This window comes from Sphingobium limneticum (assembly GCF_008710155.1).
In the GTDB taxonomy this organism is placed as follows: domain Bacteria; phylum Pseudomonadota; class Alphaproteobacteria; order Sphingomonadales; family Sphingomonadaceae; genus Sphingobium; species Sphingobium limneticum.
Genome location: NZ_VYPZ01000001.1, coordinates 274,809 through 288,861 on the forward strand (window position 1 = coordinate 274,809; position 14,053 = coordinate 288,861).

At 62.6% G+C, this 14,053-nt stretch carries 9 protein-coding genes and 1 riboswitch; all 9 genes read right to left on the bottom strand.

Annotated elements, in window-relative coordinates; genetic code table 11:
- Positions 1-2 precede the first annotated feature (2 nt).
- On the bottom strand, positions 3-860 hold the full coding sequence (gene purU / locus F4U94_RS01090; RefSeq protein ID WP_120253579.1) for a formyltetrahydrofolate deformylase: 858 nt from the start codon (positions 858-860) through the stop codon (positions 3-5).
- Positions 861-889: 29 nt separating this feature from the next.
- Complete coding sequence (locus F4U94_RS01095) at positions 890-1,753, bottom strand: methylenetetrahydrofolate reductase (protein WP_120253142.1); 864 nt, start codon at positions 1,751-1,753, stop codon at positions 890-892.
- Positions 1,754-2,104: 351 nt separating this feature from the next.
- Positions 2,105-4,264 carry a dipeptidyl-peptidase 5 gene (locus tag F4U94_RS01100; RefSeq protein WP_120253578.1) on the bottom strand — a complete coding sequence of 720 codons (2,160 nt, stop codon included), beginning with the start codon at positions 4,262-4,264 and terminating at the stop codon, positions 2,105-2,107.
- A gap of 191 nt (positions 4,265-4,455) precedes the next feature.
- The gene (locus F4U94_RS01105) at positions 4,456-6,009 is read right to left on the bottom strand and encodes an alkaline phosphatase D family protein (protein ID WP_120253140.1); all 1,554 of its coding nucleotides are present in this window, start codon (positions 6,007-6,009) and stop codon (positions 4,456-4,458) included.
- Between the two features lie 26 nt (positions 6,010-6,035).
- Positions 6,036-7,157: an alkaline phosphatase gene (locus F4U94_RS01110; protein WP_232016285.1), complete on the bottom strand. Its 1,122-nt coding sequence runs from the start codon at positions 7,155-7,157 to the stop codon at positions 6,036-6,038.
- Between the two features lie 14 nt (positions 7,158-7,171).
- Positions 7,172-8,167: a phospholipase C/P1 nuclease family protein gene (locus tag F4U94_RS01115; RefSeq protein WP_120253138.1), complete on the bottom strand. Its 996-nt coding sequence runs from the start codon at positions 8,165-8,167 to the stop codon at positions 7,172-7,174.
- Between the two features lie 68 nt (positions 8,168-8,235).
- Positions 8,236-11,400, bottom strand: coding sequence for a TonB-dependent receptor (locus tag F4U94_RS01120; protein WP_246171458.1), 3,165 nt, complete (start codon positions 11,398-11,400; stop codon positions 8,236-8,238).
- 228 nt (positions 11,401-11,628) lie between these two features.
- Positions 11,629-12,570: a FecR family protein gene (locus tag F4U94_RS01125; protein WP_120253137.1), complete on the bottom strand. Its 942-nt coding sequence runs from the start codon at positions 12,568-12,570 to the stop codon at positions 11,629-11,631.
- An 81-nt stretch (positions 12,571-12,651) separates the two neighbouring features.
- The gene (locus F4U94_RS01130; protein WP_211363289.1) at positions 12,652-13,185 is read right to left on the bottom strand and encodes an RNA polymerase sigma factor; all 534 of its coding nucleotides are present in this window, start codon (positions 13,183-13,185) and stop codon (positions 12,652-12,654) included.
- Positions 13,186-13,637: 452 nt separating this feature from the next.
- Positions 13,638-13,887: riboswitch (cobalamin riboswitch) on the top strand.
- Positions 13,888-14,053: the final 166 nt, after the last annotated feature.

Below are 14,053 nucleotides of genomic sequence, written 5' to 3' on the forward strand. Positions count from 1 at the left end.
GATCAGCCCCGGAAGACGACGGTGCGCGACTCGTTCATGAATACCCGGTCCTGCAGATGCAGCCGCACCGCTTCGGCCAGCACGCGCCGTTCGATGTCGCGGCCACGGCGCACCAGTTCGTCGGGTACGTCGGCATGGCCGATCATCTCGACATCCTGATGGATGATCGGACCTTCGTCCAGGTCGGCGGTGACATAATGGGCGGTCGCACCGATCATCTTCACGCCCCGCTCATAGGCCTGATGATAGGGCTTGGCGCCCTTGAAGCCGGGCAGGAAGCTGTGATGGATGTTGATGCAGCGGCCCGACAGGAAAGCGGCCAGATCGTCGCTCAAAATCTGCATATAGCGGGCAAGGACGATCAGGTCCGCGCCGGTTTCGGTCACGACCTGCTTGATCTGCGCCTCTTGGCTGGCCTTCGTGTCCTTCGTGATCGGGAAGTGGAAGAAGGGCATGTTGCCGATCATCGAGGTGTGCAGCACCTCGCGCGGATGGTTGGAAATGATGCCGACCACATCCATCGGCAGTTCGCCGATCCGCTGGCGATAGAGAAGGTCGCCCAGGCAATGGTCGAACTTGCTGACCATCAGCACGACCTTCTTGGGCGCGGCCTGATCGGTCAGCGACCAGTCCATGTCCGCGTCCTGCGCGATCGGCGCGAACCCGTCGCGCAGGCCGTCCAGCGTCTCGCCCGCGCCGGGCTTGAACGCGACGCGCATGAAGAAGGTGTTGTTCATCGCATCGTCGAATTGCTGCGCATCGACGATATTGCAGCCCCGCGCCGCCAGATAACCGGCGACCTTCGCCACCAGGCCCGGCTTGTCGTCGCACTGAAGCCGCAGCGTATAGATAGTCGTCACGTCAATCTCCTCCCGCTCACCCATCTGCGTCAGTGCGCGCGGGCATAGTCGTTGATCCAGGCCACCGTCTTTTCCAGGCCGCCAAAGGGATAGAAGTGCAACCGCACCTTGCCATGTTCATCCCCCAGTGCCCGCTCGAACCGATCGACCAGCTTGTCAGGGCCGGCCGATCCGATCAGCTTCGTAATCGAAATTCCGTATTTTGCGAGCACGGAAGCGGATGCCCCGACACCGCAACGGGCGGCGAAGCGCATCAGCGTCTTGATGCCGGCGGGGCCGGGCACGCCGATGCGGACCGGTGCGCTGATACCACGGGCACGCAATTCGGTGAGCCAGGCGAGCACCGCGTCGGCATCGAACACGAACTGGGTGACGATCAGCGGGGCCATGCCGCGTGCTTCGATCTCGCTGCACTTGCTGGTCAGCACCGACCAGCATTGCTCCGGGGACATGTTCGGATGACCCTCCGGATGGCCACCAATGCCGATGGCGCGGATGCCGGCCCGTTCGAACGCGCCGCTGGCGATCAACGCGCTGCTGTCGAAATAGGGGCCTTCGGGTTCGGACGGGTCGCCGGCAATCACGAAGCAGCGCTGCACATCCGCTTCCGCCACCGCGGCGGCCAGATAATCCTCGAACTCCGTTGTGGAGGTGATCCGACGCGCGGAAAAATGCGGCATGGGTTCAAAACCCAGGCTGCGGACCAGCTTCGTCGCGGCGATGCGGGCGGCAAAATCCTCGCCGGGCAGGAAGGTGACGGCAACGGGCGTGTCGCGCGCGATGGCCGGCGCTGCCTCCCGCAGCGATTCCACATCCTTCGCCGTCATCTCCAGCGAATAGCCATCGACCATGTTGACGGGCGGACGTTCCCAATTCGGGTGAATGACCGGCATATTATCCCTCCAGCCTTTTTGCTTCTTGTACCTCCCTCTAAAGCATCGGATTAAATTCGCATAGACGAAAAATTCATAGATACGAAGTTATCCGTAATGGAGTGAGGCGAGTGGGTTTTCCGCCAGCCGCGCCGGGGGTTTGCCTGTCGCCTCGCTGAGCGAGTTGCACGCCCGCCGCGTCATGAACTTGTGGATTAGCCGATCGGGATGGTTGGATGGGGTCGAAGCACCATATGTTGCCACGCCGGGAGACGGCTCCGTCTAAACGACGCTTCGCGTAACCGCCCGTCACGTAAAACGCCGGCAGGACTTGTGATCCGCCGGCGTTCTTTCAGACTTTAAATGGACGGATTATTCCGCGCCGGGCGCGGCTTTTGCCGGGGTGGCGATCGGCCCGCCCTTTACCGCGGGCGCACCCTTCAGATAATGGGCCAGCCAAGCTTGGACCTCACGATAAAATTGGCGGCTGTCTTCGGGCTTGGTGATCCAATGCCAGGCATCGGGGAAGATGAGCAGGCGGCTGGGCACCTGCATCCGCTGCAACGTCGACCAGGTTTCCAGCGTATTCGACATGGGGACGCGATAGTCGCGCTCGCCAGCCGTCAGCAGCATCGGTGTCTTCCAGTCCTTGGCATAGGTGATCGGACTCTGGTCGCGCCACACCTTGCTGTCGCCCCAGGGCGGGCCGCCGCTCGCCACTTCGCGCCCATAGTTGAAGTCGCTGGTGCCCCATTGGGTCAGCAGATCGACTTCGCCCGCATGGCTGACGATACATTTATAGCGGCTGGTCGTGGCTTCCATCCAATTGGCAAGATGCCCGCCATAGCTGGCCCCACCGATGCAGGCATTAGCGGTGTCGATGAAGCTGTACCGCTTGCCCGCTTCGTCCACGGCGCGATTGATTTCCTCGGCCGGGCCACGCAGCGGGTCCAGCTTGATCGCGCGGGAGAAGGCTTCGCCATAGCCGGTCGATCCGGTATAATCGGTCATCAACACGACATAGCCCGCGCTCGCCAGCAGGTGATAGTTCCAGCGCAGGCCGATCTGGTCGGCGTTGGACGATGCCGGGCCGCCATGCATCAGCACCATCAGCGGATAGGACTTTGCCGGGTCGAACGCAGGCGGCGTCACGATCATATTATGGATGCGCCGCCCCTTGTCGCTGGTGAACCAGAAATGCTGTGGGCTGGACCAGTCGATCGTCGCGGCGAGCGCCGTATTGACGTTGGTCAGGTTGGTATGGCGCCCGGTTTTCGGATCGATCCGTACGATTTCGGCCGGGTTCACCGCGCTGCCATAGCTGGCGATCAGTTCGGTCGACTTGGCGTCCGACGGAATGTCGATCGCGCTATAGCCGCCGAACTTGGGCGCGACCACCAGTGCGGGTTTTCCGCCGGCAACGGGCAGGCGATAGAGATTTTCCATGCCTGCGTCCGGCACCGTCAGATACAGGGTACGACTGTCAGGCGTCACGGCAAAGCCGTCCACTTCGCGATCGAACGCGCCGGTCAGCAGCGTCGCGGCCCCGCCTGCGGGCCAGGCGATGCGATGCAGCCGCGCCAGATCATAGACATCCTCACCCTGACTGTTGAACTTGACGATCAGGCTCTTGCCATCGGGCGTGAATTTGGGATCGCCATATTCGCCCTGAACCGGCGTAGCCAGGGTCGGTTCGCCGCCATCGGCCGGCATTCGGTACAGGCCGTAATTGACCCGCGCATGCGCCGCATCCCATCGCTGTGTGGTGGCGATGAACAGGATTTCCTTGCCGTCGGGGCTCCAGAGCGGGGACAGGGTCATGCCACCGTCATTTTGCGGGCTGCCGCCAAAGCCTTCCGTTTGGGCCAGTTTCGTCGCGGACATCAGGTCGCGCGCCATCGCACCTTCGGTCAGAGGCTGCACCCAAAAGCTGGGCCGGCGATCGTCCAGCCAGTCGTTCCAGTAGCGGATCGGGAAATGTTCATAGACGCGCATGGAAAATTTGCGCGCCTTGCGCTCGTCCGCCGCCTTCTTGTTCGTCGCGGAATCCATCGCGCCGGGATAGACCAGAGTTTCGAACAGGATCGCTTGTCCGTCCGGGCGCCATTGCGGTCGGGCTGCGCCGGTAGGCACATCGGTCGCGCGCCGGGCCTCGCCACCTGCAAGGTCGAGGATGTAGATCTGCGCGACATCGTCACCTTCGCGCTTGGCCGAAAAAGCGATGCGGCGGCTGTCGGGTGCCCAGGCCGGGTCGCTCTCTCCCGCCTTGGTCGACGTCAACCGGCGTGGCGCCGCGCTGCCATCTGCCGGCACGATCCACAGATCGCTGACCGTTTCATCCTTCGCATAGGATGGCTCGCTCAGCGCATAGACGACCCATTTGCCGTCCGGGCTGGTCAGTGGCGCGCCGACCCGCTTCATCATCCACAGCGTTTCATGCGTCAGCACTTGCTTGGACTGCGCAAGCGCGGGTGCGGCGCCCAGGCCCGCGACCATCGCCGCGGACATTAGAAGATGTACGATCTTTCCCATCATCGACCCCATTTATAATGTCGGTGCAGCATCCAGGGGCCGCGCCGTTCCATGTGCTTTACCTTGAGGAAGAGGGGACGCGAGATGTCAACCCATTCGACCCGCGATCGCCGGGATTCCGTCGCAGCTTCTACTTCGCAATCGGCGATCGCGGCCGCGATATCCGACAGACGCTTCAGAAACTCAAAAAATCAGATCCGGTGTAGCCGGGGGGCATCCGGTTGCACTTCATAACGGACCAGTGATCGGATCGTCCCGCCCGGCCGTTCCACGACATCCATGACCTTCACGTCGGTCACCCACCGTTCGGGCGTAATATCGAACAGCTGATATCCCCGATAATCGGTATATAGGTCCAGATTGGGATTGTTGCGGAGCAAATGATCGAAGCCTTGATCGCCATGGCCATTGCCGCCCGATGAGATGGAGGTCGCCAGAAATTCCACGGCGACCGGCTTTTCATCCGGCGCATCATCGCGTTCGGGGACGACGCCGGCAGCATGTTTATGATGATCGCCGGTCGCGATCACGACATTGGTAAGGTTATGGCGGCGGATACTGTCCACAAGCCGTGCCTTGGCCGGCCGATAGCCGTCCCACAGATCCGTTTCGAACACAGGGCGCGATTGGCCGGGTGCGCGCACGTCGAATGGCATGACTATCACCTGTTGCGCCAACAGATTCCATTTGTGAACATTGTCCAGTCCCTGATCCAGCCATGCTTCTTGCGCACGGCCCAGCATGTCGGGGCTGTTATGCGCTTCCACCGTACAATTGTCGGCGCGGGCTATGTCGTTGCAGGACTGGTCGGTGCGATAGCTGCGCGTGTCCAGCACATGCGTACGCAGCAGCTGTCCATAATCGAGCCGTCGATAGGCGGTAATCCCCTGCGCGCCGGGCATCTGGGCGCGGCGGACGGGCATATTCTCATACCAGGCCTGATAGCCCGCCATGCGGCGGAGCAGGAAGATGTCGGGCGGCGTGCCGTCCTGATCATAGTCGCCCGCCCAATTATTGTCGACTTCATGATCGTCGAAGGAGGCGGCGAAGGCGCAGCTTTGATGGGCGGCGCGCAGATGCGGGTCGCTCTTATATTGCGCGTAGCGGCGGCGATAATCGTCGAGGCTGTAGATTTCGTCGCCGGCATGGTGGCGCACAGCCTTCGTATCTTCGGGGCGCCCGGCGCCTTCGTAGATATAGTCGCCATAGTGGAAGATGAGGTCGAGATCAGCTTCGCGCGCGAGCGCGCCCCAGACGTCGAACAGGCCCGCTTCCCAATGCTGGCAGCCCGCAACGGCGATGCGGGCACGATCGATGGCCGCGTCGGTGGCGGGCGCGGTGCGGGCCATGCCAACCGGGCTGACGTCGCTGCCCGCGACGCTGAAGCGATACCAATAATGGCGATGCGGACGCAGGCCGAACAGTTCGACATGAACGCTATGGCCCAGCTCCGGCCGGGCGAGCGCTTCGCCGCGGCGGATGATATGGGTAAAGCCCTGATCCTCCGCCACTTCCCATGCCACGGGCACGATCGCCTGCGGCATGCCGCCATGTTCGTCCAACGGCTTGGGCGCGAGACGCGTCCAGATGACGAACCCGTCGGGCCACGGATCGCCCGCCGCAACGCCCAGCGTGAACGGGTTTGCGCCCAGCGGACGGGTGAGCGTCGCTGCGCGAGCGGGCAGGCTGTTCAGGAGCAGCAGGCCAGCGCCCGATTGCAGGAGCGTGCGGCGGTCTATGGTCATGATGGTCTGTCCTGCGTGGAAGAGAGTTACTTGTCTTTTTTCCAGCCGAGCGCCGACATCATGATGTCGAACAGGCGGGTGTTGGGCATGAAGCCATGCACCTGATCCGAGCCGGGGCCGGAGGCGGCGACGATGACTTCTTCACCGGTATGGCTGTCTTCCACGCTGATGACGCCCGGCTTGGCCGGATCATATTGCTGGGCGAGCGGGGTGTCGCGCTTGCCGCCGGTCATGCGCAGGCCGAAACTATGGTCGGCGGTGAAGAGGATCAGCGTGTCCGGACCGGCCATGGCGCTGACACGGCGGATCATGTCGTCCATTTCGATGACATGGCGCATGCCGCCGAGCGGATCGTCGGTGTGCATGTCCCATTCGACCATCAGGAAATAGCCCTTGGGGTTGCGGGCGAGCTGGCCGATGGTCGCTTCGACGGCGGGCGTGGGCGCGAAGTCGCTGTCGCGCAGCACCGCCGTGCGCGGCGACGTGGCGATCAGGGCGGGGTCTTCGCCGAATGCGTAACCGGCCGTAGCGAAGGCCTTTTCCGGGGTGGTGCCCGCAGCGTTGAAGGCGGCTACGGCGTCCTTGCGACCCTTGCCCAGGATGATGTCGACGCCGTTGCCGAAGCGGGGTTTGAGCATCTGCGCGAAGATGTCGCCCTTGTTCGAGCGGGCGGCGACATGGGCGTAGTTGGCAGCGGGCGTCGCGTCCCAGATCGGCTTGTTGGTGACCACGCCGGTCGAAAGGCCACGCTGTTCGGCATATTCGAGCAGGCTCTTGACCGGCGTCAGCGCGCCGTCGGGGCCGGGGACCATCGACACCATGGCATTGTTGGTCTTGTGGCCCGTGACGATGGCGGTCATGCCGGCCGCGCTGTCCGTCACCCATTTGTCGAGCGCCGATGTGTCCGACAGAGCAACATGCGGCATCGACTGGATGAAGAGCGATTGCGGCTTGTCATGGGCGAGGATGCCCGCCGCGTTGATGGTCGATACGCCGCCTGCGTCACCCAGGAAGAGAATAATGTTGCGGGCCTTGGGCGCCTGCTTCGCCTCTTTCGCTTGTGCGGGGGCGGCCATGGTCGCGATCGCAGCAGCGGCGGTGAGCAGCATGGAGCGCAGGGAAAAAGCAGGGAAGGCAGGCATTGTCATCAAGTCCTTGGTTTTCAGGGCAGCGGCGCCGGGGCGGTGCCGGTTTCTGGGTCGTAATGGGCGTTGCCGGGATCTTGCGGGCGGGGATCGCCCTTGCCCGGTTTGGCGCTTTCGGCCCAAGCGCGGACCAGCAGGTCACGCAGCATGGCCGAACCTGCGGCGGCGCGGCGATAGACGAAATCGCGGCCTTCGCGGCTTTTGGGATCGGAGAGGATGCCGCGCTTTTCGAGCGCGAAGATGGTTTCGACGTCGGCGTTGCTGTCGGCGAGGAACTGCAACACATGGGTGAAGAGATCGCCATCCTGTCGGCCGGGCGCGCCGATGCGCTTGGTAAAATCGGCCGGTTGCAGGTCGATGGCGTCGGCATAGCCGATTTCGAACCCGCCATGGATGCCACCGGTGGTGACATAGCCCTTGGGATTGTCGCCGAACCAGCCTTCGCAATGGATGCTGGCATGGTGGGGGTTCGCGCCGTCGCCGATATAGTGCGACATCCATGCGGTGTAGAAGGCGAGCGTCCGTTCGATATTGGCCGTGGGTTCGCCGCGCGAGCGTTTGGCGCGTAGCGAGCGCATGCCCGCGACGATGCGGCCATAGCCTTCCATCACCGCATAAGGGAGCGTGCCGGTCCAGCGGACGTTGAGCCGTTCGGCGGCCTTGGGATCGGTGGCCTTCACCCGTTCATGCTCGCGGTAGAGGGCGAGGATGAAGGCGTGGCGCGAACGGGGGACGTCGGACCCGAAGAAGCGGAGACGCTCAAGGAACCAGGTGTGGTTGGGGTCTTCGTCGATCTTCGAAAAAGGTTCGGAGGAGGAGCGCCATGTGTCGGGCGCGCCCGCTTCTTCGCCGATATAGTCGGCATAGTTGCGCAGGAAGACGGGGCCGTCCGCGGGCAGGGTGTCGAGCGCGGCGAAATCGATCACCGCATGGCCGCGGCCGCCCCAGGCGAGGGCATCCGTGGCGGGAACGGTCGCGAGCAGCGACAGGGCGATAAGAGCAATTTTACGCATGGAAGGATCGTTTCCGTCAGGCAGGCAGAAACCGGCCGGGCACATGCTGCGCCCGGCCGGTCGGAAGATCAGAAATTATACGAGATGCCGACATAGGCGCGGCGACCCGCATAGATCGATCCGACGAAACGATCCTTGGTGTCATTGCCCAGATATTGCCACTCCTGCGACTTGGTAAGGTTGATGACCGAGGCCGTGAGCATTAGCCCGTTCATCAGTTCGTAGGAGGCGTTGAGATCCACCTGTTCATAGGGTGCGGTATAAGTGTTCAATCCTGATGACAGTCCGCCGACCACCGTGCCGCGCCGGTTGTAGGAGGCGCGCAGCAGCAGGCGCTTGGTTTCGTAGAAGACCGAGGCGTTGAACTGCGTCTTGGCGCTGCCCACCAGCGGCGAGGTGCCGACCTTCTGCCCGTCGAGCGTCACGTCCGCCGTCGAGGTGTCGTTCCAGGTGAAGTTGACCTGCGCGCCAAGCCCGAAGGGCAGGGTGTGCTGGGCGTAAAGTTCGACGCCCTGCGACACGGCGCTGGAGCCGTTGGCCACCGTCGAATAAGATTCGATCAGCACCTGCTGCCCCGCCACATCGCGGGTGACGTCCATCACCAGCGGCACGATGAAGTTCGACACATCCTTGCGGAAGGCGGTGGCGCCGATCACCGAACCGGGGCTGAAATACCATTCCAGGCCGATGTCATATTGCCATGCGCGGAAGGGTTTCAGCTGCGAATTGCCGCCGCTGCCCGACCAGCCCGCAAATTCCCCGAACTGGTCGCGGTCGAACGCATATTCGGGCGAGCGGTAGGTGAGCGAACGGGCACCCGCCAGATCGGAGATCGAAGGGCGCGCCACTACCTTCGCCACCGCGCCGCGCAGCAGCAGATTGGATGTGACGTCGTAGGACGCGTTCAGGCTGGGCAGGAAATCGGTGTAGGTCTTGCGTTCGTTGAGGCGGATATTTTCGATCACTTCGCGCTGGGTCAGCGGAAGCACCTGACAATTGCCGTCCGCGCCCAGCGGACGGTTGGGGTCGAACGGGCCGCCCGGACCATTGACGCAATAATCGATCAGGCGTTGCAGGCGGTCCGACGTTTCGTCTCGCTGCTTGGTGCGCACAACGCGCAGGCCGATATTGCCGCGCAGGCCGCCGGTGCCGAAATTGGCCTGGGCATAGCCGCCCAGCGCCTCTTCGCTGAGATAATAGACGTTGTTGGGTTCAGGCTCGCGGACCGATGGTCCATAGCGTTCGTTGATGATTTCCAGATAGCGCTTGAAATTGATGCCGGGATAGAGGTTTGCGCTGAAGCCGCCATTGATGTTGCCGATCGGCTGGCTGTAGAAATATTCCGGCTGCGCCACCGCGCCCTGCGGCGTGTTCTGATAGCGAATCTTGTTGGCGGCATCGGCATACCATTCGTTGCGGCCGGTTTCGCGATGCACTTCCAGCTTGCGCCATTTGCCGCCGAGCTGGATCGAGCGGAAGAAGCCGCCGTCATCGAAGCTGCGCGTCATGTCCAACTGCACATAGGGCTGGTCGATGGCGCTGTTGGTGAAGCTGCTGTTGGTGCCGCCGATGTCGATCTGGGCGATGCCGTTCATCAGGTTTTCCTGAAGGTTGGGCGAGAATTCCATCGCCACGCCCTTGCTGCCCAATGTCCATGCGCTCAGGAAATTGCCGTTCTTCTCCTGACCCGGCACGGTGATGCGCGGCTTTGCGGCGGCCTGGAAACGCAGCGATGGGCCGCCCTGCGACGCGGTCTTGCCGACCTTCAGCAGCGCGTCGAACCGGTCGCGCTTGTAGCGGGCTTCAGCTTCGAAGGTCTGGCTGTGCTGCTTTTCCTCGCTGTAAGAGCCGGTGAGGCGCGGGGTTTCCATCGTGCACATCGGCGTGCTGCCAAGGCAGGGCGATCCGGGCACCGCGAAGGTGGCGGACTTCATGACCGTACCGCTCTTGTCGAACACAGCGTCGCTGAAGAATTTGCCGTAACCCCATTCAGGGATCGTCAACTGATTATAGGTGAAGTCGCTGCTATATTGAAATCGGAAATAGTTGGCGGTGATGGTCAGGCTGTCGGTCGGGCGGAACTGGGCCGTCGCCTGAATGCCGAAGCGTTCGCGGTCCTGATCGAATATTTCGGTGCGGACCGATTGAGGTGCCCAGTAACCGGTATAATGGGTGCCATCATTGGTGCTTTGCCCGCCGCCGGTCCAGTAGGACACCGCCGCGTCATTGGCGATCGGCTTGCCGTTGACGTCGGTCGCGCGTTCCAGCACCTGACCGTTCGCGCCGCGGTCGCTCCACCAGCGCCATGTGCCTGCGGTCGAGCGCATTTCGCGGTTGGTGCGCTTCTGATAGACGCCGCCGATCAGGAAGCCGATGGTTTCATCGGCATTCTTCCACGAATATTGAGCGCCGATCTGCGGCTCGAACTTTTCGCTATTGTCCGAATAGGTACCCTCGGCCGAAATGAAGCCGGAGCCGGAAGGCACGTCGAAGGGACGGCGGGTGTTGAGGATGATCGTGCCGCCGATGCCGCCTTCCTCCAGCCGCGCTTCGGAGGACTTATAGACTTCGGTGCTGGCGATGAAATTGGCGGGCAGCATCACATAGTTGAAGGAACGCTGCGGATCGCCGCTATCGGCACCGGCCAGGAAATTGCCGTTGAGCAGGGTTTGCGTCAGGCCCGGCTGAAGGCCACGGATGCTGACGCGCGATCCTTCGCCGCCGTCGCGGGTGATGACGACGCCGGGCATCCGTTGCAGCGCGTCGGCGACGTTCTTGTCCGGGAATTTGCCGATGTCCTGCGCCGTGATGACGTCGACGAAGGCATTGGCCTGCCGCTTCTGCTCCAGGCTCTCCTCGATCGACCGGCGATAGCCAGTGACGACTATGGCGTCGTCGGCGGACTGTTCATTCGCGGCAGCAGGCGCGTTTCCCATATTGGTCTGCGCCAGGGCGACCAGCTGACCGTCATCACCCACCACGCGCAGGCCCGAGCCGGCGATCAGCAGCGACAGGGCAGCCTGACGGGTCATCGTGCCGCGGACGGCAGGGGCGGCCATGCCGCGAATTTCAGCCGCAGGATAGACGATCTTGATCTTGGCCTGCTTTGAGAAAGTGATCAGTGAAGCGCCCAGATCCTGCGCGGGTACATCGAAATAGACCGAAGCGGCCTGCGCCGGGCTGGCGACCAGCGCTGTTGTGGTCGCAAGGGCGGCAAGAAGCGAATGGGACATACGGAACGACATGAAAGATCAACCCCCGAAGAGCGCCATATTTGCGCGGTTCGGTGTGATGACGGGATTGGAAGGCACTGCCTCCAAGCCGGAGGAAAATAAATCTCCCGATCATTTGGTGGCGTGAAGACGCGGTCGTTTCGCGCTGCGTTTGCGACTGTTTGGAAATGCGCCCTTTGCCGTGCCGCATCGAAAATGCGCTCTTTCGCGCATTTTACGAACGGTGTCTTATCGCGCCAGGCGATAGCCGTTGGGGGTGGTCGTGACCTGTGCGTTCAGGCTGAGCGATACGGCTTTCAGAAACTGGTCGGGGCGTGACAGGTCGAAGCGGCCGCCGATTTTTTCCTGCGCGAGTGCGGCGTCGACGACGATGATTTTCCGCGGAAGGTAGCGATTGAAATCTGCCGCTGCGTCGGCGACCGATTGATCGATGAAGATGATCTCACCCGCGCGCCAGGCCATGAGCGAGGCGACTTGTTCGCTGCTGTGGGTTTCGACCCGATGCATGCCGTCGCCTTCGACGATGATCGACTGGTTGGGCTTCAACGCCTCGGCGTCTGCGGTGTCGCGCAGGGGCATGGCGGGGCCGTCCACCAGGGTTACTTTCACCCGGTCGTCCGTAACGCGGGCATCGAACAGGCCGGGTGTGAGCGACAGCGATCCCGCATCCGCGTGAAAGATGGCGCTGTCGCGGCCGCGCAGGTCGAGCGCCACTTCACCGCGCTCCAGGCGCAGCGCCCGCTGCTTTTTCGAGAACTGCCATGACAAGGACGTGTCGGTGTTGAGGTAGGCGATGCTGCCGTCCGGCAGGTTGACGCGCCGGGTTTCGCCCACGCCCGTCGTTGCATTGTCCCAGGCATAGGCGCGCTGCGCGACGAAGCCGGATCCGATGACGGCGAGCGGCACGCCGACAGCGGCGATCCGGAGCCATTGACGACGGGTGAACGCGGGCGCTTCATCCGTGCGCGGGTGAAGCGCTGCCGGGGATGCGGTGGCGATCCGCTCCCAATTGGCAACGACGCGCGCGTAAGCGACGGCGCGAGCCGGATCGCCGCGTCGCCATTTTTCGAAATCATCTGCATGTGCCGTGCCCGCCTCCAGCGCAGCGAACCATCGCGACGCTTCGGCAATGAGGGCGTCCTGACCCAGCGGATCCTTAGAAATCGTCATCTGTCGTTCGTTATATTCGCCAATCGGGCCAATCCATGAGGGGGATCAATCCCTTCCTTCTATCTAACAGGCGCTTGCCGGTCAGAGAAGCATCTTCTCCTGCGACTGTTCCGATACGTCGTCCATGGCCGGTTCGTAAGGGGTGAGGGCATGGGTCAACAGTTGGACGGCGCGGGCCAGACGCTTTTCGAATGTGGAGATACTGATGCCCAGATCGTCGGCTATGGCGCGCGGACTTTCTTCGCCGAAACGGCGACGGACAAGGGCGATGCGACAGCGGTCGGGGAGTGCGGCGATCGCCTGATGCACGCGGGCCATTTGCGTGCGGGCGGCGACGATGCGGAAACTGTCAGGCATGTCGTCGGCGACATCGGTTATGGCTGGAGCAGGCATGGGTTGCATGGTGACGACACGGGCCTGTCGGATACGGTCGATAGAATGGCTGTAGATCATGCGCATCACATAGCCGGGCGGATTGGCGATGGCGGTCCAGCCGTCGAGCGTGAACAGCTTGGCATAGACTTCCTGCACGATGTCGCCCGCTTCGTCTTCGTCACGCACGGTGCGGCGCGCATAGGCGATATAGGCGCTTTCGTGCGGCAGGACTTCGTCCACGAACCAGCGGTCAATAGGGCGAACATGAAGCGCAGTCACGACTGTGAACTCGGAATATCATGGGAGGGCGGCTGGTGAGTAGGTCGATAAAATGTAAGTTTTGCGACATCCCAGAGAGATTATTCCGCTTGCGATATCAGGCGTCGGCCTGTCCTGCCCCGATCCGATGCGCCTTAAATCCGCCGGATTGACGCGCCGCCCGCCCGTCCTTTGGCGGTAAGGACGATGCTCCGCAGGGATGGCGGTATCGTCATCCATGTGACCTCGATCAACGACGACTCCCGCTGCTGGCACCGAATATGTCATCGACGGCGGAACCGTACCGACGGCGTTATGAGGGAGGCAATATTATAGAAGCCGATCAGTCCGCTGAAGAACAATGCGGAAGTCTCTTGCGCCGGCAACATGAGAATCATAGATGGGTGTGTCGATGCGGCGCCTTTGGGAGCCGAGGAGACAAAGATCGCGTCGGTTCCCCGGAAACGGGGATTAAAATGGGAACATGGTGAGGATGGTGCGAGCCGTCCAAATCCAGGGCTGTCCCTGCAACTGTAAGTGGCGAGCGCGATATACATGAGCAGACGGCATTGCGACCGATCTGCCAGCCACTGGGCCGGACGCTAAATCATGCGAGGCCTGGGAAGGCCGTATATCAAGCGATGACCCATGAGCCAGGAGACCTGCCGGCGTCTGGTCGCTCTTGCCTTGGTCCAGGGGATGGCCGCGGCACGGTAACTCCGTCTGAGCGACGAACGAGCGGCTGGGGCCGCATCGGACGCTGTGTGTCGGCCGCCCCTGGCGTCCGGCCGATGCCGGCTGCCGACCGTTCGTGAACGGCACGCCCCCGCCCGATTGTCGTGCGATGCCG